Here is a 22,450-nt window from a genome sequence, read left to right on the forward strand (position 1 = left end):
TCCTTAATTGCATAGAGCGTTACTATTTGATAAGTATTTTGTCAAATGGATTGTTGTCCCGAAAGATTCGTTTGAAATAACTTCTACTTCATCCATAAAATTTTCCATGATAGTAAATCCCATTCCGGAACGCTCTAATTCAGGTTTAGTTGTAAAAAGGGGTTGTCTCGCTTCATCTAAGTTAAAGATTCCAATCCCTTCATCTCGAATCGTGAGTTTCACCATTGCTTCTTCCAAAATTACAGAAATATAAACAATACCTTCTGCATTTCCTTCGTATCCATGAATAATTGCATTTGTAACCGCTTCTGACACAACTGTTTTAATCTCCGTTAATTCTTCCATCGTTGGATCTAGTTGTGCAATGAAAGCCGCCACTGTAACGCGAGCGAATGATTCATTTTGACTTAATGCTGAAAATTGAAGGTTCATTTCATTTCTCATCTATGCCACCCCCAACGTCGCGAGCGCGTGCGCTTCACTTTCTTCTAAGCGAACGATTTTGAATAAGCCCGACATTTCAAATAAACGCTTAACAGGCGGTGAAATTGCACAAACAACCATTTCTCCACCTAATCCCTTTACGTGTTTATATCGGCCTAATATAACACCTAGACCAGAACTATCCATAAACGATAAGTTCTCTAGGCTCAAAACAATATGATGAACACCATGTGTCTCAATCATATCTGTTACTTTCGTTCGCAACTCTTCAGCCGTATGATGATCTAATTCACCCTCTAGTCTCACACATAGGACGTCACGTTTTACTTCTAATTGCATGGAAAGACTCACACGATTTCCTCCTTATGCTCAAACTTTACTTATTCACATACATAAAGATTTTCGTGATATAAAATAAGAATCCTTCCTGCTGACAAAAGAAGAACTATTTCGTCATAAAGTGAAACCTTTCAGCATTATTCACTTACATACGAATAGAAAAGCGGCAAAATATTTGCCGCTATTTTGATGTTGAAAACATCCCAAAACTTCTTTTAAATAACTCCCACCAGCTCGCTGCAGCAACATCTTCTTTTGCTATAATTGTTTGTTTTAATAAAACATCTTTATCTTTTTTTATAACAAGGGTGCCAAGCGCGTCACCTTTTTTAATCGGTGCTTTTACTTTCTTTTCAGCAATTACTTCTTGTTTTACCTTGTCCATATTCTCGCCCTTCTTCATAAGAAGAGAAACATTATCTGACGCAACTAAATCTACTTTTTCTTTTTTCCCTTTTCCTACTTGAACTGTCTTAATTTTTTCGCCGCGCGTATACAATTTCTTTGTCATATATTGTCCAAATGCATAGTCAAGAAGCTTTGTCACTTGGTTGTTCCGTTCTTTTGATGTTGGTGCTCCCATGACAACTGAAATGACACGCATACCATTTTTTTCAGCCGATGCTGTTAAACAATATTTCGCTTCTGTCGTAAAACCTGTTTTTACTCCATCTACGCCAGGATAAAAACGTACTAGTTTATTCGTATTAACGAGCCAAAACTTTTTATCCGTATCTTCACGTAAATAATCTTCGTACTTACCTGTGTATTTACGAATAAGTGGATACTTCATCAATTCTCTCGCCATTATAGCCATATCATTTGCTGTCGAATAATGGTCTTTGGCCGGAAGACCTGTTGGATTTTGAAAATGTGTATTTTTCAGCCCTAAATCTTTCGCCTTTTTGTTCATCATATTTACAAATCCTTCTTCTGAACCTGCGATGTGCTCGGCTACTGCAACAGATGCGTCATTTCCAGATGCAATTGCAATACCCTTTAACATCTCATTTACAGTCATCTCTTCCCCAGGTTCTAAAAAGATTTGCGATCCACCCATTGAAGCTGCATGTTCGCTTGCTCTAACTTTATCGGTCAGTTTTAGTTTTCCTTTTTCAACTTGTTCCATAATTAAAAGCATTGTCATAATCTTTGTCATACTAGCAGGTGGTAATTTTTCATTTGGGTTTTTATCAAATAAAACTTTACCTGTATCTTGCTCAATTACGATTGCTGACGACGCTTGTTCCGCTAACTTCGGCGTTGTTTCTTCTGTTTTCTCCTGCTTCGTTTTTTCAGATTGCGCAAAACTCACTGAAGTTCCAGAAAGCAATAATATGAAACAAACAAGTATTCCAAAAACTCGCTTCATGACTAACCCTCCATTCTATATCAGACCTATTTTTTCCAATTCTCCTTTTTTTAATACCAATTTTTTCTATTATTTTCAGTTGACAAATACATTCGTCCCCTATATTGTATTAAGTGTATTACACATAGTAGTACACTTAATACATATGAGGAAGGAGACATTGCTCTTGCATATTCAACTTGACCCAAGAAGCAACACTCCGATATGGGAACAAATTGTTCAAAATATAAAAGAACTCGTATTGAAAAACATGTTGGCTCCAAGTGATAAACTTCCTTCTGTACGCGAACTCGCTTCTTTACTCGTTATAAATCCAAATACAGTGAGTAAAGCGTATCAAGAGTTAGAGCGACAAGGAATTATTGAAACGTTACGAGGAAAAGGAACATTTGTATCCCAATCGATTACCCCAACATTAGACGAAAGGAAAATCGCTATGGTTGAAAAGCAATTTCATCAATTACTATTAGAAGCCTCTTATCTTGGTATTACGAAAGATAAAATTCATGATTGGATAGATTCATACTATAAAGAGATTGGAGGGAATACGAATGTTGAAAGTGACAAGCTTGAAGAAAACAATTGATAATCAAACAATTTTAGACGATGTTTCTTTCACATTACAAAAAGGTAGTATCGTCGGATTACTTGGAAGAAATGGTGCGGGGAAAACAACTTTATTACGAACGATAGTCGGCATTTTAGACCCCGATGAGGGAACTGTTACATATGAGGATATCGACATTCATAAGAATCCTGAAACGAAACAAAAAATCGTATATGTCCCGGATTCTACTAACATACTGAACGGTTATACAGTAAAAGAAATCGTGAAGTTTTATAAAGCAGTTTATACCGCATTTGATGAACCATATTTCTACGAACTACTAGAACGTTTCAACTTACCAAACAAACGAATTCGTAGTTATTCAAAAGGAATGAAGGCACTGCTTGCCATCATTTTAGCTGTTGCTGCACAGGCAGAATATATTATTTTAGATGAACCAACAAACGGACTTGATCCTATCGTTAAAAGACAGATTTTACAGTTTCTCGTTGGAGAAGTTGCAGAAAAAGAGATTACCATTTTCATATCTACCCATCATTTAGATGAAGTTGAACAAATTGCAGATACAATCATCATATTAAAAGGACATACCGTATCTTCTATTACATCACTAGACGATGCAAAATCACAATTTGCTAAAATTCAAGTTGCTTATGAACGATCATTACCTCAAAAACTAGAAAACTTAAGCAATATTAAAATATTAAATCAAACGGGAAAAGTATATACGATTTTAATTGAAGGAAATGTAGCTGTAACGCTTGAGAAGTTTTATAAAGAGCAACCTATACTCATTGAAGAATTAACAATGTCACTTGAAGATATTTTTATCACTACATTTGAGGAGGATTCACATGTTTCATAAAGCTTTATGGATGAGGCAATGGAAGCAAGGAAAATATATAATTCTATTATTCTGGTTAACTAGTTTATATCAACTACCTTATAAATATTATCAAGAAGCGCAAATGCAACTAAAACTATCAAAAATGAAGTTTGGTGACTATGCATATTACTACTCCTACTATTTTCAGACATCTGATGGTGCCGTCTTCTTTCAAGGAGCTACTCTAATTGCACTCGCTTGTCTTTTAATTGGATGGGAACGTAATAATCAATCAACTGATTTTCTATTCTCGATGCCTTTTAAACGAAAGGATATTTTTTTAACAAAATGGTGGCTTGGTGTTTTGAATATTATTATAGTACAAATTGTTTGCTGGATTAGCATGTACGGAATAAAGAACATGTCGTTTCACAATGAGTATCAAACCTTTGCTCCGTTCTATAGTTACTTTCTATATGCTACCGTTGTACTTATCGCTATTTATACATTCACCTTATTTATCGGGACTTTTACTGGACATATATTTTCTCAAAGTATTTTAACTATCATTCTATTATTTTTACCATACGGTTTTGGATGGTTAATTTCCGGATTCATTTATTCACACGCACAATGGTCTGTAGATGCAATCGGAGAAATAGAGCTCCATACTCATGAGTACTTACAACATATAGGTATCATTTCACCATTAGAATATTTTTCTATTACTTATGATTACCACCCGATAGAAACATTTGATGACTATGGCAATAAACTTCCCAGTGTATCACAGGACAATCCTACGGAGCGTATTTCTGTACCTTCTCCTTGGACACTATTAACACCATTTTCTTACATCATTACCTTTTTATCAATAGCAACCTTTCTATATACACGTACACCGAACGAACAAAGTGGAAAAATACTATTGTTTCCTAACTTGCAAAAATGGTTCATAATTTGCACTGTTCTATGCTTCGGACTACTTGGTGGTAGAATATTAGGCGGACGAGATGCACTTCTGTCTTATTATGTTGGATTTTTCCTATTCGCTACCATAAGTTACTTCATTTTTACACGTCTATTAAAATTGAAGTTTGCTTTTGTAGGGAAATAAATATGCATTAAGGTGGTGGATACATGTTTCCAAAAGCATCTTAGATGTGAAACTATAAACACGGAACAATGACATTAAATAGAAGCTGACGAAAAAGGTATATAATGACAAAAGAAATATGTTATGAATTATTTAACTCTTATATGAACTAAATAAAAAAGGCATTGCACAAGAGCAATGCTTTTTTATTATATATCCCGATCTAAATAAAGAGGTTATTTCACATTCTCTCTCCTATCCCCATACACCATCTCTTCTTTCATCCCAAATCCATCACCATTTTGCACAATTTGCTCTGTCGGGGCAACTATACTTTCAGCAATTTTCCATTCCCCACGCTCTTTTACGAATACTTGTAGAAAATAATTCATGCCATCTAGTTGATATGCATTTTCTTTTTTCACATTATAGTGAATCGCAATGTAGTACACTTGAATATTTTCTTTTCCTATTTTTGATACGTATTGCGATAATCTCGGTATATAGAGGGTCGCTTTCTGAAAAGATAGTTGCTTCGCTTTAACAAGCGATGAACTTGTTACATTACGTAATGTGTCCCGATTACGAATATTATCGCTATGGTGGAATAATACTGCGTTTTGCATAGAACGAACCCATAATTTCGAATATAAGACTGTATTATCGTTTTCGATGTACTTCACTTCTTTTCGCACCACTTGGATAGGCGTATCTGCGTACGTGAATGTTTGAAAACAGAAAAAACTACCAAATAAAATGGTAAGTGCAGCAATATATTTCATAATCTTTCCTCCGATCTTTTAATTAAAGTATCGGAGTTTCAAAATATTTTTATTCAAAAGAAAAAGGATAGGAATGCTTTCGCTTCCTATCCTCATTTATTATAATACGCGGCCAAATAGTTCTAAGACCATTTCTATTTCTTGGTCGCTCCAACCTTTAAATCTCTCTTTATAATATTCTTTACGCACAGCTTCAAGTTTTTCAGTTACTTCTCTTCCGTGCTCTGTAATTTCTAAGTACACGATTCGACGATCTGAATTAGAACGTTTTCTTTCTACTAATCCTTTTCGTACGAGACGATCTGTAACAGCTGTAATATGACTGGAGGTTACGTTTACTTCACTCGCAATTTGCGAAGCCATCTGTGGACTGTTTAAAAATAACGCACGTAATACAGAAAATTCATTATATGGCATATGTTCTGCAAAACGTGTATTAATATCATTTTGTAATAAACGTATCATTTTTCGAAATGATGCAGATAAATCTAAAATCAGCGTTTCTCTTTTTTCGTTCAATAGCCTCGTCCCTTTTTTATCATATTTACACATATTATAATCTATAAATACCTATGTTGTATATGCTTTCTTTCCTCAACATTCTCATTTATGTAACTTTTTTCATATAAATTTCTTTTTTGTTCACACATATACATATAAAAAGGATGGTGATGGAAAATGCAGGGTGGAATGAATCCTTATTTACACAACGTACGCACTGCTAATACTGGTAAAGAAGCTACTATTACTGTACAAGGAGAAGGTGTTGTAAAAGCAAAACCGAATGTTGTTATATTAACACTCGGCATTCGAACAGATGATAAAAATGTAAAACAGGCTCAAGAAGAAAATGCAGTGCAATCCAAACAATTGCTGGATGCACTTAAACAGCTTGGTATTGCCGATAAAGATATAGAGACGATTTCTTATACAATTACTCCTCAATACGAATATGTAAATGATAAAGCATTGCTACAAGGATACCGTGTAGAGCATTTGTATGAAATTACCGTTTTAAATGTACAAAAAGCTGGGGAAGTATATGATATAGCCGTTTCAAATGGCGCAAATGTAGCAAAAGGGTTACGTTTCCGAGTATCTCATCCAAATAAATATTATGAGCAAGCTCTCATTCAAGCTCTGCACCAGGCAGTAGAAAAAGCTCGTGCTATTGCGAGTACATATAATTTAAATATTAATCCTGTTCCCCTCTCATTCGTTGAAGAATCTGCCCAATTACCAAGGGAGGTTACGTCTTATGCTACTTTACATGCGCAAGCAGCTCCACCTATTCAATCGGGAGAATTAGAAATTATTTCAACAATACGGGCAATTTTTACGTATTTATAAATAATTTCATTTATAAGTAAACGTTATCATTTTCCTTGTTGTAAAAACATGATGTTCTGATATAATAAAGGACGGTGAGCTCTTACGAAAGAGATATCACGGGTGGGAGAGGGATATGAAAAAGAAGGTTTAACATGAAAGGAATACTTGAAAGAACATTTAAATTAGGTTTACACGAAACATCACCAAAACAAGAAGTTTTAGCTGGAGTTACGTCATTTTTCACGATCGTATATATTATGATTGTAAATGCGTCAATTTTATCCGATGCTGGCATTCCTCTTGAAGCTGGAATTTTAGCAACTGTTTTCAGTTCATTTGTCGGATGTCTACTCATGGCATTTTGGGCAAATGCACCTGCTATTCTTGTCCCTGGTATGGGTGTAAATGCATTCTTCACGTACACAGCTGTGCATACGCTTGGACTAACTTGGCAAGAAGCATTGGCTGCTGTCTTTATCTCTGGTATTATTTTTGCAATTGCCGCTTTTACACCAATCACTCGCGTGCTATCAGTATCAATTCCAAAGTCATTAAAGGAAGCGATTACTGTCGGCATCGGATTATTTTTAGCGTTTATCGGATTGCAAAAAGGTGGTTTAGTCGTTTCGAACCCAAATACTGCTGTTGCAATGGGTAAATTAAGTAACCCTGTCGTTCTTGCGACCGTGCTTACTCTTATCGTTGCACTTGTACTATTTATTCGTAACGTACGTGGAAACTTTTTATGGACGATTGCAATAGGAACTGGTATTGCATGGCTATTTGGCCTTGTTGATACAAGTCAAATCGGAAATAGTTCATTCTCATTCGCTAATTACGGCGATGTCTTTGGAGCTATGTCATTTGGCAAACTTTCTTCCTTACCGTTTTGGATTGCAACATTCTCCTTAAGCATGGTGCTTATTTTTGAGAACATGGGACTTCTGCACGGTTTATTAGAAGATGACCGTAAATTCCCACGTGCTTACCAAGCCAATGCAATTTCAGCAATGACATGTGGTCTATTTGGCACAAGCCCTACCGTATCAACAGTAGAGAGTGCCGCAGGTATTACTGCAGGCGGAAAGACAGGTCTGACGTCTATCGTTACGGGGTTGTTATTCTTTGCATCATTGTTTGCACTTCCGTTTGTCAAACTAATTCCTGATAGTGCCATTGCACCAATCTTAATTATTATTGGCGGCCTGATGATTACAAGCATTCAGCAAATTCCTCTGAACGATTTTTCAGAAGGATTTCCAGCGTTCTTAATTATCGTCATGATCCCGCTCACATATAGTATCGCTGATGGCATTGCGTTCGGATTTATTGCTTACCCTATCTTAAAAGTTGCTCTTGGAAAGCGTAAAGAAGTCGCACCATCTATGTATATCATTACATGCTTATTCTTAGCTATGTTTGTATTACATGCTATTGGTTAAGAAAAAACACCGGGGAAATCCTCGGTGTTTTTTACTTAAACCATCCTTTTTTATAAAACCAGGCCATCATTCCGCCGCCAATTAATGCCATTAGAAGAAGACAAATAAAATAACTATATTGTCCACCAAGCTCTGGCATATGCGTAAAGTTCATTCCATATACTCCCGCAATAAATGTTAATGGCATGAAAATAGTCGAGAATACAGTTAATGTTTTCATAATGTTATTCATATGATGTGAGTTTAATGAAAAATAACTATCCCGAATATCCGCCGTTAACTCTCGACTTGCCTCAATCATTTCCGTAAGTTTAAGTAAATGATCATGTATATCTTTAAAATAAATCTCATGATCACTTATACCGTAAAAACGAGTGGAATTCAAAATACGATACAATAAATCACGCATTGGAATAATTGTACGTCTTAACTTAGATAAATCTGCCCTAATATCAAATACTTCTTCTAGCACGGCTCCTGCTGTCTCACCTGTTAAATTATCATCAATCGCATTTAAATGGTCTTCAATGTAATATACAGGTGCGAAATAATCATCTACAATTTGATCAGTGATCGTATGTGCTACATGTAAAGGCCCTTTCTTAATCCGCCTCTTCTCACCAAGTGTTTTCCATACTCTTTCAATTGCATTATTATGAGAAAAATGGAAAGAAACAATATAGCGATCACTAACAAACAAATCAATTTCATGTGGTTCTAGCCCATCTTCTCCAAACGCGTGAAGAACTAAAAAGTTATATCCATCATAAAAATCAACTTTTGGCCTCTGTACATATTCTAGACAGTCTTCAATTGCAAGGGGATGGAACTTAAAATGGTCTTGCAAAATATATGTATACTCTTCTTTCGTTGGCTTATATAAATCTAGCCAATACCATACAATATGGTCTTTCTTTGTTTCTTCTAGAGAAACATCATATAATACTTCATCTGTTTTTGTTACTGCACAAATTCTAATCATAATTTCACCCATTATTATTATAAACAAAAAATAGTAAAAAAAGCCAAGGAGAAATCTCCTCAGCTTTTTTTTATTACTTCGTTACGATACCGTGTACTAAAGTTGGTGCATCTACGTGTTCTTTAGAGATCTTCATGTTCTCATAAATTTTCGCTTTTACATCTTCAACATTTTCGCGGTTTGCGTAAATTGTAACAAGGGATTCACCTTGCTTCACGCCATCGCCTACTTTTTTGCGCAGCATTAGACCAACTGCTAAATCAATTTCAGACTCTTTCGTTGCACGTCCTGCTCCTAAAAGCATTGCTGCTGTTCCGATTTCGTCTGCAACGATTTCTGATACATATCCGTCTTCTTTCGCTTCCACTTCAATTTTAAATTGTGCTTGTGGCAATTTAGAAGGGTCATCAACAACAGATGCGTCGCCGCCTTGCGCTGATAAGAACGTTTTAAATGATTCTAGCGCTTTTCCGTTGTTCATTACTTCAATTAGCTTTTCACGTGCATCTTCTAAAGATGAAGCTTGTCCAGCAAGGTACACCATTTGACTTCCAAGTGTTAAACATAGCTCTTCTAAATCTTTCGGCCCTTTACCTTGTAATGTATCAATTGCTTCTTGTACTTCTAATGCGTTACCGATAGCTTCACCGAGTGGTTGACTCATATCAGAAATAACTGCCATCGTATTACGACCAACGTTATTACCGATGCGTACCATTGCTTCTGCTAAACGTTTTGCATCTTCATCCGTTTTCATAAATGCACCTGCTCCAGTTTTTACATCAAGAACAATTGCATCTGCACCAGCAGCAATTTTTTTACTCATAATCGAACTTGCAATAAGCGGAATTGAGTTTACTGTTGCTGTTACATCACGAAGTGCATATAACTTTTTATCAGCAGGTGTTAAGTTACCACTTTGGCCGATAACAGCGATTTTGTTTTCATTTACAAGACGCATGAATTCATCGTTTTCAATTTCCACATGGAATCCTGGAACTGCTTCTAATTTATCAATTGTACCACCAGTATGTCCTAAACCGCGTCCAGACATTTTCGCTACTGGTACACCTAAAGCAGCTACTAATGGACCTAATACAAGTGTCGTTGTATCACCAACACCACCTGTCGAATGCTTATCTACTTTTACACCTTCAATAGCTGATAAGTCGATTGTATCACCGCTATTTACCATTGCCATCGTTAAATCAGCACGCTCTTGATCGTTCATATCTTGGAAGAAAATTGCCATTGCAAGTGAACTTACTTGATAATCAGGAATATCACCATTTGTATATCCTTCAACAATAAAGTTAATTTCTTCTGTCGTTAATGCATGTCCGTCACGTTTTTTTGCAATTAGGTCCACCATTCTCATTGTGAAGTCACCCCTTCATTTGTTTTACGATTGCTTTTACTAATGCTAAGAAGTTAGCTTTAACACGTTCTGTCGTTTCAATTACTTCATCGTGGTGAAGTGGCTGATCTAAAATACCAGCTGCCATATTTGAAATACAAGAAATACCTAATACTTTCATACCAGCATGACGCGCTACAATTACTTCAGGTACTGTTGACATACCAACTGCATCTCCGCCAAGTGTACGAAGCATACGAATTTCAGCAGGTGTTTCATATACAGGACCTGTCATTCCTACGTATACACCTTCTTGTACTTTAATATTTAAGTCTGCTGCAACTTGTTTCGCCATTTCGCGAAGTTCTACTGTATATGATGTAGACATATCAGGGAAACGTACGCCCATTTCAGAATCATTCGGTCCGATTAATGGATTCGTACCCATGAAGTTAATGTGGTCTGAAATTAACATAAGATCGCCTGGCTCAAATGATGTATTTACACCACCAGCTGCGTTTGTTACAACTACTGTTTCTACACCTAGTTCTTTCATAACACGAACTGGGAATGTTACTTTTTGCATGTCGTATCCTTCATAGAAGTGGAAACGTCCTTGCATTGCTACTACTGTTACACCTTGAAGTGTACCAAATACTAGTTGACCTGCATGGCCTTCTACAGTTGATACTGGGAATTCAGGGATTTCACTGTAAGGTACTGTTACTGCGTTCTCAATTTCGTCTGCTAATACACCTAGTCCTGATCCAAGGATTAGTCCTACTTGTGGTGTCTCTTGAAATTTCTCTTTTAAGTATGAAGCTGATTTTGTAATAAGTTCACGATTCATTTGTTTATCCCCCTATTTCTTTAGCTCGTTTAAGAAGCTTGTTCCGTATTCTGGCATTTTCACACCGAAGTTTTCTGCTACTGTTGCACCAATATCAGCAAATGTTTGACGAAGTGGTAACTCTTGTCCGCCTTCTTTCATGCTTGGGCTATATGCTAATAATGGTACATATTCACGTGTATGGTCAGTACCAGGGTGAATTGGATCATTACCGTGGTCTGCTGTAATTAATAATAGATCATCTTCTTTTAGTTTTGCGAATACTTCTGGAAGACGTGCATCATATTCTTGCAGAGCTTCTCCGTATCCTTGTGGATCACGGCGGTGGCCGAATAATGCATCAAAGTCAACTAAGTTTAAGAAGCTAAGACCTGTAAAGTCCATATTTAATGTATCTACAAGCTTATCCATTCCATCCATGTTAGACTTCGTACGAAGTGATTCAGTTACCCCTTCGCCATCATAAATATCAGAGATTTTACCGATAGCAATTACATCGTAGTCACTATCTTTTAATTCATTCATTACTGTACGACCGAATGGTTTTAATGCATAGTCATGACGGTTTGGTGTACGTGTAAAGTTTCCAGGTTCACCAACGAATGGACGAGCAATAACACGACCTACCATGTATTTCTCATCTAATGTTAATTCACGTGCAATTTTACAAATTTTATATAATTCATCAAGTGGCACTACTTCTTCGTGTGCTGCAATTTGCAATACGCTATCAGCAGAAGTATAAACGATTAAAGAGCCTGTTTCCATTTGCTCTTGACCAAGTTCATCAAGAATCTCAGTTCCAGAAGCTGGCTTATTACCGATAATTTTACGGCCTGTTTTTTCTTCTAATTCATCAAGTAATTCTTTCGGGAATCCTTCTGGGAACACTTGGAATGGTGTATCAATGTAAAGGCCCATGATTTCCCAGTGACCTGTCATTGTATCTTTACCAGTAGATTTCTCTTGCATTTTTGTGTAATATCCAAGTGGTTTCTCTACTTTAGAGATACCTTTCATTTCTCGAATGTTACCAAGACCTAATTTCACCATGTTAGGCATTTGTAACCCATTCATATGTTCAGCAATGTGACCAATTGTGTCAGATCCTAAATCACCAAATTGCTCAGCATCTGGTGCTTCACCGATTCCCACAGAGTCCATTACGACTAGGAATATACGTTTATATTTATTCATAACTGCGACCTCCTATAAGTTCAGTTCTACTTCTTGTAGTATGTTCAAAACGCTATAAAGTGAAACTGTTATCCAAAAGAATTCTCATTGTCAAACAGTACTTCTTTAAATCATTTTCTAACCTATTTCGTTTACTTGAAACGATTCAAAAACATTTCTAGTTTTTTCTAAGTCAGATGTCAGACATCTGATACTGATATCATAACATGTTTACGCTTTCTTTTTAATACATTTTCGTAGAATTTCTCATTTTCTTCACACTTCTATTGTAATCCATTCTGCAACGAAGTGCTAATTTTTTTATGATTTATTTCTTCATATTAAAAATAAAAAGTAGCTCTAAAGAGCTACTTTTTATTTTACTTCTATTGTTTCTTCTTTATGTTCATGCAATTCGCCTTTTCTTACATGTACTTTCACTTTGTAAGCACCGTTCTCTTTGAAAGTATGTTTCGTTTCATACTCTCCTTTATTCCCTTCTTTCGCTGGAATAAATTCGTGTTTTTCAACACCATCTTTCCAAATCTCTAGTTGTACTTCAGCACCAGTTAATGCTTCTTCTTTTTGCTTTAAATGAACTTTCATTGTAGATTCAGCATTTGCCTTTATGTCTCCAGCCATAAGATGGATCATTGTGTCACTTTTATGATCTCCATGTCCTGCACTGTGATCACTATTTTCTTTTTTCGCATCTTCTACTTTCGCATTTCCTACAGCAACTTTCACTTCTGGCATAACGTGCATTTCACGTGCATTTGTATGAGGAATAATATGATATACTCCATCAGTTTCAAATGTTTTCTCGACTGCATAAACACCTTTTCCTTTATGTTTACCATCTAACATCTCGTGTTTCTCGTCGCCATCTTTCCAAATTTCAAACTTTACGTCATCAGCATCCGTTACTCTTTCTTTTCCTTGTGTAACAAGTGCTTGTACTTCTGTTTTTTCACCTGGTTTAATTTCTTTCGGATTTGTTTGGACTGCTACTTTTATAGCTTCAAGTTTCTGTTCTTTTTTCGGTTCTTCTTTGTTTGTATTACAGCCAGCCAACGCTAGCATCGCGATAAATAAAGTTATAATCAGTTTTTTCATCATCATTTCCTCCTTTATACTTTATTTAGTATAGAGGAAATACATTGTAATATTCCAGTCTTCTGCTGAAAACAATATACGAAATGTTTGTGAAGTTTCTGTGAAACGCTCTTCCCCTCTTAATCTATGAAAAAAAGAGCATAGTAACTATGCTCTCGGATGAAACTGTTTATATACATCTTTTAATCTAGTTTTTGAAACGTGCGTATAGATTTGCGTCGTTGAAATATCTGCATGTCCAAGCATTTCTTGTACAGCACGTAAATCTGCTCCATTTTCTAATAAGTGCGTAGCAAACGAGTGACGCAACGTATGAGGTGTAAGCTCTTTTTCAATATTTGCTTCTTTCGCTAATCGTTTTAATATTTTCCAAAATCCTTGTCTTGATAATCGATTACCATGATGGTTTAAAAAGAGTGCATCTACTACTTTTTTCCCCATTAATTCTCTTCTTCCTTTTTCAATATACTTTTGAATCGCTTCCGTTGCTAAACTTCCTAGTGGAATAATTCTTTCTTTATTCCCTTTCCCTATGCAACGAACAAATCCCATCGTTAAATGTACATCTTCTAAATTGAGTGCAATCAATTCTGAAACACGAAGTCCTGTCGCATACAGTAACTCTAGCATCGCCTTATCACGAATCCCAAAAGCACTTGTCATTTTTGGTGTTTGAAGTAACGCCTCTACTTCATCAACTGATAATACTTTTGGTAATTTCCGTTCCCCTTGTGGCGTTTCAATATGTACGGATGGGTCGTGTTCTACCGCTCGTTCACGAAGTAAAAATTGGTGGAACGAACGAATTGATGCGATATGACGCGCCAATGTTTTCGAAGATTTTCCGTTTTCTTTTAAATACTGCAAAAAGTTAACAATGTGTAAACGGGTCACTTCATGAAAAGTTTTCGTCTGTTCCACATTTTGCAAATACTTTACGTAGCTTTTTAAATCCCGTTCATAAGATACTACTGTATTCTTTGCTAATCCTTTTTCGACAACCATATAATGAATAAAATCTTTTAATTGATCTTCCACTCTACACTACTCCCCATTTTCATAGAAAAACATCATTCTATTTACGAAAGCATCCTTTGCCGGTTCTTCATTCCCTGATACTTTTTCTACAGTCTCTTCTTTAGGTTTTTCATAACGATGATAGCTTTCATATTCTTCATTTATCCATAGTATAGCGAAATAAAACAAAATCGTACAACTTGTAAATAATAAAAATACTTTTATTCCATCAAAAGTTAATTTTAAAGCTCGGCGCATTGTAAATTCCTCCAAAATATAAGTTATTACAACATATGCCAAGCTTTCACCAATTTATACCTTATTCAAATAAAAAACCTCTTCCTAGATAAATAGGAAAAGGTTATTTTTCATCCGTTTCATTTTCTTGACAATTTTTACAAATCCCATGGAATGTTAAACGATGATCTTTCACCTTAAAGCTCCAGTCTCGTTCTACTTTCCTTTCCACTTCACCAAGTAAATCTTCTTGTATTTCTTGTACAGCACCACATTGTGTACAAATCAAATGATGGTGGAAACGCTGCGCACCTTCTTGGCGTAAGTCATAGCGTGAAACACCGTCTCCGAAGTTAATCTTATCGACAACTTTTAACTCAGATAATAGTTCTAAAGTTCGATAGACGGTTGCTAATCCGATCTCTGGCGACTTTTCTTTTACAAGGAGGTAAACATCTTCTGCGCTTAAATGATCTTCTTCATTTTCTAGCAGCACACGAACTGTTGCTTCACGTTGCGGTGTTAATTTGTAGCTCGCTGCATGTAATTGCTTCTTAATTCGTTCAATTCTTTCTTCCATTCGGTACTACTCCCTCCTCGCCACTCTTACACCATTATATCAGAAGAAGGGCTTCTGTCAAAAGAAAAAACAATAAAAACAAATTGATAATTATTCTCAAAAAGTATTTATTTTTTATTAATAGCCTCAACGACTTCTTTCATTAAAACTGGTGATGCGTAAGCCTCCACACTAGAAGCAAGTGCTAACACTACTCCAATTACGAGAAAGAAGCATGTATAACGGATTAATAATGGTAATAGTGGCTCGGTTATTTTTCTAATAAATTGATGCCTAATCATCCGTAAAGAAAAACTTGCAGCAATAGTTGTCATAACGAGAAAGACTGGAATGATAATTAAATTTTGTGGCAAAACAGATACAAATGCTAATAATAGTCCATTCCATCCATGCTGACTTACTAAAAAACCAACTGTAAATCCAACGACAACTCCTTTTACAAATAATAAAATAAAAATAAGTGGTAATCCAATAATTGAAATCCCTAAAATCCAAATAAACCCGATGTATTTTAATTGCGAAAAGTAACTTTCTCGAAACATTTCGCCCGCAATAGCAAATTCTCCTTTAGAGACTTGTCCAAAAAAACGTTGTAAATAAAATGATAAATCTTGTTTTTGATTGATTTGTAAACTATTCACCAGAATGGCTCCGAATATTACTCCCATCAATAATAAAACGGCGTTAAATATATATAATGAAGAGTTTTCCTGTATGTGAGACATTACACGGTCTTGCCAATTTTTTCGCCACATTTTTCTTCCCTCCGTTCACACTCTTATTAAAAATGTATGAAAGAAAGAAAAAAGTATGACGAATTAACATTGAAATTCCGCTCTACTTTGCTAAACTAAAAAGTAGAGAATAGGAGGGATTTCTCTTGAAACCATTATTATTAGATTTTCCAACATTATTTCAAACTGAACGCTTGCAAGTTCGTAAACCATTTCCAGGTGATGGTGCAGAAGTATATGAAGCAATCCAAGCTTCTCTAGAAGACTTAGTACCGTGGATACCAATTAACGCTGAAACAGAAGAGAGTGCTGAAGAAATTGTTCGCGAAGCTCACGGACAGTTTTTACTTCGTGAAACACTTGATTTTCACTTATACGATAAAGTATCTGGTACATTCATCGGAGCAATTACACTAAAGCCTGAAAACTGGGATATTCCAAAGTTTTCACTTCACTTCTGGCTACATAGTGCGTATACAAAACAAGGCTATATGACCGAAGCTGTTAAAGGTGCAATTCAGTTCGCCTTTGATAAACTAGGCGCTAGAAGAATTGAAATTCGTACTGATGCAACAAATATAAATGCATGTAGCTTAGCAGAACGTCTAGAATTCATTCTAGAAGGTACAATGGAAAATGATTTCCTAGCACCAGATGGTAGCTTACGTGATGCACGTGTATATGCAAAAATCAATTAAAAAACACTCGCCTTTGGCGAGTGTTTATTTTTGTAGTTGTAAATATTGTACTGCAAACATCGTCTTCGCATCATGAATACGAAGATCTTTCATAAGAGTAATCGCTTCTTCTAACGATACTTCCATTAATTCCACAAACTCATCTTCATCTAACTCAGCTTTATTTTCTTTTCTTGTCAAACCTGTCGCTTTATATACATATAAAATTTCATCTGCGAATCCTGGAGATGTATAGAAAGAAGTAATGAGCTCCATATTTTCACATACATATCCTGTTTCCTCTTCTAATTCACGAACTGCTGTTACCTCAGGTTTTTCACCAGGTTCTAACTTGCCAGCCGGAATTTCTATAATCGCCTTTTCAAGTGCTTTACGATACTGCTCAACAAGCACAATTTTCCCCTCATCAGTAATAGCAATAATAGCAACTGCACCAGGGTGATTTACAATTTCACGTTTACTCATTGCTCCATTTGGTAATACTACATCATCAACCCGAACTTTTATAACTCTACCATCAAAAATCGGCTCAGTTTTTACTGTTCTCTCTGCAAGATTACTCACACTACTTCATCTCCCTGTTCTATTTCCTATTCTTTCCTCATACATTTTACCACATTGAAAGGAGCGTGATAGAAATGAAAGTTTATATTTTACCAAATCGCGTCACTTTAGTCGGAAAAGCATGGCAAATTCGCCATAAGCTAAAGCAATATAGCAAAGAGTATACAACTGTACAAGAGTGGATTACAGCAAATAAAGTGAAACATTAATCATGCTTTTACGGGCAGTTAATGCGAAGCGAAAAGTAAACGTTTGTCAACCTCTTTTCCCTCTCGTACAATAAAGGTAAGGAGGTTGACCTATGAAAAAACGTCAATTAGGAAACTCAGATTTGTTTGTTACAGAAATGGGCCTTGGCTGTATGTCTCTCGGTACATCTGAAACAGAAGCTATGCATATTATCGATGAAGCGATCGATTTAGGAATTAATTTTTTTGATACAGCAGATTTATATGATTACGGATTAAATGAAGAATTTGTTGGAAAAGCCTTGAAGGGAAGAAGAGACCAAATTTTACTTACAACGAAGGTTGGAAATCGTTGGACAGAAGAAAAAAATGGCTGGTCTTGGGATCCTTCTAAAGCTTACATAAAGACTGAAGTAAAGGAAAGTTTACGTAGACTTCAAACTGATTATATTGACCTTTACCAACTTCATGGCGGAACAATTGAAGATCCAATAGATGAAACAATTGAAGCTTTTGAAGAATTGAAAAAGGAAGGTATTATTCGCCATTACGGTATTTCTTCTATACGCCCAAATGTCGTTCGTGAATATGCAAAACGCTCAAACATCGTTAGTGTACTAATGGAATATAACCTTTTAAATCGTCGTCCAGAAGAATGGTTCCCCCTTCTAAATGAACACCAAATTAGCGTCATTGCCCGCGGGCCACTTGCAAAAGGAATTTTAACTGACAATAATGCAAGAAAGATAGAAAGAGTAAAGGAAAAGGATTATCTCTCTTATTCTTACGATGAATTACATGCAACTCTAGCAAGTGTAAAAGAAATGATTGGAGAACGCTCTTTAACAGGAACAGCTATTCAATATTGCTTACATAATAAGACTGTTGCAGCTGTTATACCTGGTGCAAGCTCTCTTCAACAATTACAGGAAAATATACGAGCTAGCCAACAGTTACCTTTAACAAAAGAAGAATATATACAACTTCAAAAGATTGTTAAATATGACACATATGCTTTGCATCGTTAAAAATATCGAATTACCGATAAAACAGAAGACTGCCTCCAGTATTAGGAGACAGTCTTTTTTATAACGTATCATATTTATCAGGATTCGTTCCTACATGTAAATCACGATTCAACGTGTTAATTTGACGTATCTCTTCTTCATTTAGTGCAAAATCAAAAATAGTAAAGTTTTCTTTAATGCGAGATGGTGTAACAGATTTAGGAATCGTCACAATCCCGCTTTGAATATCCCACCTTAATATAACTTGCGCAGGTGTTTTTTCATATTTAGTAGCAATAGCCTGAATAATCGGGTGCTGAAATACTTCTCCGCCTCTCATTAATGGACTCCATGCTTCCATTTGAATCTGCTCACCTTGACAGAAATTACGCAACTCAAATTGCGTCAACATCGGATGAAGTTCCACTTGGTTTACCATCGGCTTCACTTTGCAATTTGGTAATAATAGTTCTAAATGATGTTTATGAAAATTAGAAACACCAATCGCACGCACTTTACCTTCTTCATACAATTTCTCTAAAGCTCGGTACGTATCAACATACTTCCCTCTTACTGGCCAATGTATTAAATATAAATCTACATAGTCCATTTGTAATTTTTTCAAACTCTTTTCAAACGCCTCGAGTGTCTCCTCATATCCTTGATCGTCGTTCCATACTTTTGTTGTAATAAATATATCTTCTCTTGGAATTCCTGATTCACGTATCGCCTCTCCGACACCGCTTTCATTTTCATATACAGTTGCTGTATCAATCGAACGGTATCCAACTTCTAACGCTGTTTTTACTGCTTGCTTTACTTCGTCTCCTTCTTTCGCTTTATATACGCCTAGACCAATCATCGGCATTTTCACGCCATTATGAAGTGTAGTTGTTGGAATATGCACAGTCGTCTCCCTTTCATTGTTACATTTTTTATAAGCCACAATTTTATTTCAACAAGATTCATCCCAAAAGTCAAAACATACGTACAGTTTACATAACACTTTTATATAGCTAAAAAATAGCGTGAACTCATTCATTCACGTTATTTTTTCTCCATTCTTTCGCTTTTTCATCCACATTGCGCACAAACTCATTTTTTCCTTCCGTATATAACGCGCCATCATATGTATACTTTTCGGCTAATTCTTTCTTTAAGGTTGCATATGCCTCTGCTTCTTCACAATGAGCCATCATATAATCACGAAATGCTAAATGCCTTACTATCTCTGGATTTCCTTTTTCAAACACGTGTAAATGATACGAGCGTTTTTCTTCAGTTCCATGAATAAAATATCGGCGTCTTGAAATACCATTTTCCCCTTTTACGATGTAACCAAGCTCTATAAATCGTTCATTCCACCCATCTACTCTTTCGATATTTTCTACTTCCATGATCATATCAATAATAGGTTTAGCTGCCAGTCCGGGAACTGACGTACTTCCAATATGATGAATTTTTACCGTTTCTGGCATCGCTGATTTTAATCTTTTAGCCTCCATTTGAAATTTTTCACTCCAATGGTTTTCATGTGGAACAACGACAATTTTTCTCATTCGAACTCCCCTTTTCTTACAAGCTCGTCAAAAAATGACCAGTGGTATTTCACTGATCATTTTTTTATTATTTAAAGTCTTTCCAAGTAAGGTTACTTTCACTTAGCAGTTCTTCAAATGATTTATTCTTTTCACGTTCTTTTTGTTCTTGGCGCTTTCTTTCCAGTTCAGCTGCCTCTTTTTCCTCTTCCCTCACTTGCAACTCTTTCTTCTTACTCTTTAATTGTTGCATGAGTGAATCATTTAATTGATCGCCTAATGTAAGTGTTTCTTTCTTTGGTTGATTCACTTGTGATTGTCTTTGCATTTGTCTTTGTTTCTTTTTCTTCATGCTACTCACCTTTTACTTTTTTCTCCATTATAGTAGATACACAATGAAATCGACAATAAAAAAGGGTCTTTACTCTATTATTCACTTTTTGTAAATATGTTAATTTTTCGAAAAGACTAAATTTTTATGTAGCTATAATCCTATGAATCTATTAAAATTATGTCGTATGATGTCAGATTATAAAAAAAGGAGAATTATATTATGTGGAAAAAAATTATTCCTGCCGTTGCTGTTTTAAGCACCATTACTTTTTCAAGCGTATTTGCCGCTCCCCCATCTCAGAATCCAGCTGAACAAAACCGCTACATAGACGTACAAATGCTTGGTATTAATGATCTCCATGGACAACTAGATACTGTTAAAAAAATCAATAATAAAGAAGCTGGTGGCGCTGATTACTTAGCTACTTATTTAAAAGAACATAAAAAACAAAACCCTAATACACTTCTTGTACATGCTGGTGATATCGTCGGAGCTAGTCCACCGGTTTCAGCATTATTACAAGATGAACCGACGATTGAATTTTTAAATGATTTAAAATTTGATGTTGGTACAATCGGAAACCATGAATTTGATGAAGGCATTGATGAAATGAAACGCCTCATTTACGGTGGATATCATGAAAAAACAGGGAATTTCAAAGGGGCTAACTTCCTCTATGTAGCTGCTAACTTCTATAACAAATCAACTGGCCGCTTATTTTTACCACCATTTACTGTAAAAATGGTAGATGGTGTTCCTGTTGGATTCATTGGTGTTGTTACAACTGATACACCAAATGTTGTTATGCCTACGATGCTTAAAAATGTACAAATTACTGATGAAGTAGAAGCAATTAATAAATCAACACAACAATTAAAACGCCTCGGCGTTAAATCGATCGTCGTTCTTGCTCATGTCGGTGGAACAACCGATGAGTCTGGGGTAACAAATGGCGATCTTACTCGAATTGCAAATGAAACAGACCCAGAAGTTGATGTTATTTTCGGTGGACATAGTCATACGTATGTAAATGGTACAGTAAATAATAAACTAATTGTCCAAGCAAATTCATACGGAACGGCTTTCTCAGACGTGGATGTAACAATTGATCGTAAAACAAAGGATATTGTAAAGAAAAAAGCTGAAGTTGTTACAACGTATCATGAAGGTGTAGAACCTGATAAACAAGTAAAGAAAAAACTAGATCAATATAAAGAAAAAATCGCACCACTTGTAAATGAAGTGGTCGGAAAATCTACAGCACCTATCGACCGTAAACAAAATGATGCTGGTGAGTCCACTCTTGGAAATTTAGTTGCCGATGCTCAGCGTCAAACGATGCAAACTCAAATCGCCCTCATGAATCCTGGTGGCATTCGTAATGACTTAGATGCTGGTGATATTACGTGGGGTGAGTTATACGGCATTCAACCTTTTGGAAATCAATTGATTAAAGTAGATTTAACAGGTCAAGACATTCGCGATATTTTAAATCAGCAATGGCAAAAAGGAACAACAAGAATGCTTCAAATTTCAGGTATTCAATATACGTGGGATGCAAATAAAACAAACGGTGAAAAAGTTACAAATATACGTTTAACAAACGGAGAAGAATTATCTCCATCTAAAACGTATAGCGTAGTTGCAAATGCCTTCTTAGCTTCTGGCGGTGACGGATTCGTATCATTTAAAAATGGTAAAAATGCAGAAACTGGTCCAAACGACTTTGAAGCGTTAGTCGATTACGTAAAACAATTAAAAGAACCAATTCAGCCAGTTATTGATGGAAGAATTCAAAAAGTAAATTAAGTGTTTCTCTAATAATAAATTTTATTTTTCACGCCATAAAGGATTTGTACTGATCCTCTATT

At 35.7% G+C, this 22,450-nt stretch carries 27 protein-coding genes; 9 read left to right on the forward strand and 18 right to left on the reverse strand.

The window, feature by feature from the left end:
* Positions 1 to 3: 3 nt before the first annotated feature.
* The 3 genes from spoIIAB to dacF all read right to left on the reverse strand — a co-directional run bounded on the left by spoIIAB (position 4) and on the right by dacF (position 2,155).
* Positions 4 to 444, reverse strand: coding sequence for an anti-sigma F factor (gene spoIIAB / locus MHH27_RS20995; protein ID WP_001243398.1), 441 nt, complete (start codon positions 442 to 444; stop codon positions 4 to 6).
* Positions 445 to 795: an anti-sigma F factor antagonist gene (gene spoIIAA / locus MHH27_RS21000; RefSeq protein ID WP_000059135.1), complete on the reverse strand. Its 351-nt coding sequence runs from the start codon at positions 793 to 795 to the stop codon at positions 445 to 447. It lies immediately after the preceding gene.
* A 169-nt stretch (positions 796 to 964) separates the two neighbouring features.
* Positions 965 to 2,155, reverse strand: a complete 1,191-nt coding sequence (dacF, locus tag MHH27_RS21005) for a serine-type D-Ala-D-Ala carboxypeptidase DacF (protein WP_000831976.1) — start codon at positions 2,153 to 2,155, stop codon at positions 965 to 967.
* Between the two features lie 166 nt (positions 2,156 to 2,321).
* Here dacF and MHH27_RS21010 point away from each other — a divergent pair, with 166 nt between their 5' ends.
* The 3 genes from MHH27_RS21010 to MHH27_RS21020 are packed head-to-tail and all read left to right on the forward strand — an operon-like array spanning position 2,322 to position 4,666.
* Positions 2,322 to 2,741, forward strand: a complete 420-nt coding sequence (locus MHH27_RS21010; RefSeq protein WP_000548028.1) for a GntR family transcriptional regulator — start codon at positions 2,322 to 2,324, stop codon at positions 2,739 to 2,741.
* Entirely contained in the window at positions 2,707 to 3,588 is an 882-nt protein-coding gene (locus tag MHH27_RS21015; RefSeq protein ID WP_000922125.1) for an ABC transporter ATP-binding protein, read from the forward strand. Before MHH27_RS21010 ends, MHH27_RS21015 begins: the two co-directional genes overlap by 35 nt.
* Positions 3,578 to 4,666 (forward strand): ABC-2 transporter permease, encoded by a 1,089-nt coding sequence (locus tag MHH27_RS21020; RefSeq protein WP_000468508.1) that lies wholly within the window; start codon positions 3,578 to 3,580, stop codon positions 4,664 to 4,666. The genes MHH27_RS21015 and MHH27_RS21020 overlap by 11 nt, the downstream gene beginning before the upstream one ends.
* Positions 4,667 to 4,881: 215 nt before the next feature.
* Here MHH27_RS21020 and MHH27_RS21025 read toward each other — a convergent pair whose 3' ends face one another.
* Positions 4,882 to 5,427 carry a hypothetical protein gene (locus MHH27_RS21025; protein ID WP_069604579.1) on the reverse strand — a complete coding sequence of 182 codons (546 nt, stop codon included), beginning with the start codon at positions 5,425 to 5,427 and terminating at the stop codon, positions 4,882 to 4,884.
* A gap of 99 nt (positions 5,428 to 5,526) precedes the next feature.
* Entirely contained in the window at positions 5,527 to 5,946 is a 420-nt protein-coding gene (locus tag MHH27_RS21030) for a MarR family winged helix-turn-helix transcriptional regulator (protein WP_001003307.1), read from the reverse strand.
* A 159-nt stretch (positions 5,947 to 6,105) separates the two neighbouring features.
* Here MHH27_RS21030 and MHH27_RS21035 point away from each other — a divergent pair, with 159 nt between their 5' ends.
* Together MHH27_RS21035 and MHH27_RS21040 are read left to right on the forward strand one after the other, a co-directional pair.
* Positions 6,106 to 6,777 (forward strand): SIMPL domain-containing protein, encoded by a 672-nt coding sequence (locus MHH27_RS21035; protein ID WP_001161449.1) that lies wholly within the window; start codon positions 6,106 to 6,108, stop codon positions 6,775 to 6,777.
* Positions 6,778 to 6,911: 134 nt separating this feature from the next.
* The gene (locus MHH27_RS21040; protein ID WP_340943959.1) at positions 6,912 to 8,201 is read left to right on the forward strand and encodes an NCS2 family permease; all 1,290 of its coding nucleotides are present in this window, start codon (positions 6,912 to 6,914) and stop codon (positions 8,199 to 8,201) included.
* 31 nt (positions 8,202 to 8,232) lie between these two features.
* On the opposite strand, the gene corA is transcribed toward MHH27_RS21040, so the two are convergent.
* The 9 genes from corA to spoIIM all read right to left on the reverse strand — a co-directional run bounded on the left by corA (position 8,233) and on the right by spoIIM (position 16,241).
* A complete protein-coding gene (gene corA, locus MHH27_RS21045; protein WP_002026281.1) occupies positions 8,233 to 9,195 on the reverse strand; it encodes a magnesium/cobalt transporter CorA in 963 nt (320 codons plus the stop codon).
* A 61-nt stretch (positions 9,196 to 9,256) separates the two neighbouring features.
* On the reverse strand, positions 9,257 to 10,561 hold the full coding sequence (locus MHH27_RS21050) for a pyrimidine-nucleoside phosphorylase (RefSeq protein WP_069356161.1): 1,305 nt from the start codon (positions 10,559 to 10,561) through the stop codon (positions 9,257 to 9,259).
* 7 nt (positions 10,562 to 10,568) lie between these two features.
* Positions 10,569 to 11,390 (reverse strand): purine-nucleoside phosphorylase, encoded by an 822-nt coding sequence (locus MHH27_RS21055; protein WP_001078446.1) that lies wholly within the window; start codon positions 11,388 to 11,390, stop codon positions 10,569 to 10,571.
* Between the two features lie 12 nt (positions 11,391 to 11,402).
* Positions 11,403 to 12,587, reverse strand: coding sequence for a phosphopentomutase (gene deoB, locus MHH27_RS21060; protein ID WP_001046079.1), 1,185 nt, complete (start codon positions 12,585 to 12,587; stop codon positions 11,403 to 11,405).
* 354 nt (positions 12,588 to 12,941) lie between these two features.
* Positions 12,942 to 13,685, reverse strand: a complete 744-nt coding sequence (locus MHH27_RS21065) for a FixH family protein (RefSeq protein WP_002183918.1) — start codon at positions 13,683 to 13,685, stop codon at positions 12,942 to 12,944.
* Between the two features lie 144 nt (positions 13,686 to 13,829).
* Entirely contained in the window at positions 13,830 to 14,720 is an 891-nt protein-coding gene (xerD, locus tag MHH27_RS21070; RefSeq protein ID WP_000390088.1) for a site-specific tyrosine recombinase XerD, read from the reverse strand.
* 6 nt (positions 14,721 to 14,726) lie between these two features.
* Positions 14,727 to 14,957 (reverse strand): YqzK family protein, encoded by a 231-nt coding sequence (locus MHH27_RS21075; protein ID WP_001250432.1) that lies wholly within the window; start codon positions 14,955 to 14,957, stop codon positions 14,727 to 14,729.
* A gap of 103 nt (positions 14,958 to 15,060) precedes the next feature.
* Positions 15,061 to 15,516 (reverse strand): ferric iron uptake transcriptional regulator, encoded by a 456-nt coding sequence (fur, locus tag MHH27_RS21080; RefSeq protein WP_000392657.1) that lies wholly within the window; start codon positions 15,514 to 15,516, stop codon positions 15,061 to 15,063.
* 107 nt (positions 15,517 to 15,623) lie between these two features.
* On the reverse strand, positions 15,624 to 16,241 hold the full coding sequence (gene spoIIM, locus MHH27_RS21085) for a stage II sporulation protein M (RefSeq protein ID WP_013142149.1): 618 nt from the start codon (positions 16,239 to 16,241) through the stop codon (positions 15,624 to 15,626).
* A gap of 155 nt (positions 16,242 to 16,396) precedes the next feature.
* On the opposite strand from spoIIM, the gene MHH27_RS21090 reads away from it, so the two are divergent.
* Positions 16,397 to 16,948, forward strand: a complete 552-nt coding sequence (locus tag MHH27_RS21090; protein WP_000803479.1) for a GNAT family N-acetyltransferase — start codon at positions 16,397 to 16,399, stop codon at positions 16,946 to 16,948.
* 24 nt (positions 16,949 to 16,972) lie between these two features.
* Here the strand turns inward: MHH27_RS21090 and MHH27_RS21095 are convergent, their stop codons facing one another.
* On the reverse strand, positions 16,973 to 17,512 hold the full coding sequence (locus tag MHH27_RS21095) for an NUDIX hydrolase (protein WP_000067042.1): 540 nt from the start codon (positions 17,510 to 17,512) through the stop codon (positions 16,973 to 16,975).
* Positions 17,513 to 17,586: 74 nt separating this feature from the next.
* Between MHH27_RS21095 and mciZ the strand changes: the two genes are divergently transcribed.
* Both mciZ and MHH27_RS21105 read left to right on the forward strand, forming a co-directional pair.
* On the forward strand, positions 17,587 to 17,721 hold the full coding sequence (gene mciZ / locus MHH27_RS21100; protein WP_000870302.1) for a Z-ring formation inhibitor MciZ: 135 nt from the start codon (positions 17,587 to 17,589) through the stop codon (positions 17,719 to 17,721).
* Between the two features lie 92 nt (positions 17,722 to 17,813).
* Positions 17,814 to 18,728, forward strand: coding sequence for an aldo/keto reductase (locus MHH27_RS21105; protein ID WP_098566556.1), 915 nt, complete (start codon positions 17,814 to 17,816; stop codon positions 18,726 to 18,728).
* Between the two features lie 58 nt (positions 18,729 to 18,786).
* Here the strand turns inward: MHH27_RS21105 and MHH27_RS21110 are convergent, their stop codons facing one another.
* From MHH27_RS21110 to MHH27_RS21120, 3 genes are all read right to left on the reverse strand, one after another.
* Positions 18,787 to 19,614 (reverse strand): aldo/keto reductase, encoded by an 828-nt coding sequence (locus MHH27_RS21110; RefSeq protein WP_000547989.1) that lies wholly within the window; start codon positions 19,612 to 19,614, stop codon positions 18,787 to 18,789.
* Positions 19,615 to 19,741: 127 nt separating this feature from the next.
* Positions 19,742 to 20,266: a GrpB family protein gene (locus MHH27_RS21115; RefSeq protein WP_001227186.1), complete on the reverse strand. Its 525-nt coding sequence runs from the start codon at positions 20,264 to 20,266 to the stop codon at positions 19,742 to 19,744.
* A gap of 67 nt (positions 20,267 to 20,333) precedes the next feature.
* Positions 20,334 to 20,597: a YqkE family protein gene (locus MHH27_RS21120; protein ID WP_000727561.1), complete on the reverse strand. Its 264-nt coding sequence runs from the start codon at positions 20,595 to 20,597 to the stop codon at positions 20,334 to 20,336.
* A 201-nt stretch (positions 20,598 to 20,798) separates the two neighbouring features.
* Here MHH27_RS21120 and MHH27_RS21125 point away from each other — a divergent pair, with 201 nt between their 5' ends.
* Positions 20,799 to 22,388, forward strand: a complete 1,590-nt coding sequence (locus tag MHH27_RS21125) for a bifunctional metallophosphatase/5'-nucleotidase (RefSeq protein WP_340943966.1) — start codon at positions 20,799 to 20,801, stop codon at positions 22,386 to 22,388.
* Positions 22,389 to 22,450: the final 62 nt, after the last annotated feature.

Origin of the sequence: Bacillus sp. FSL L8-0152, from assembly GCF_038006365.1 — a bacterium.
Classification (GTDB): domain Bacteria; phylum Bacillota; class Bacilli; order Bacillales; family Bacillaceae_G; genus Bacillus_A; species Bacillus_A cereus.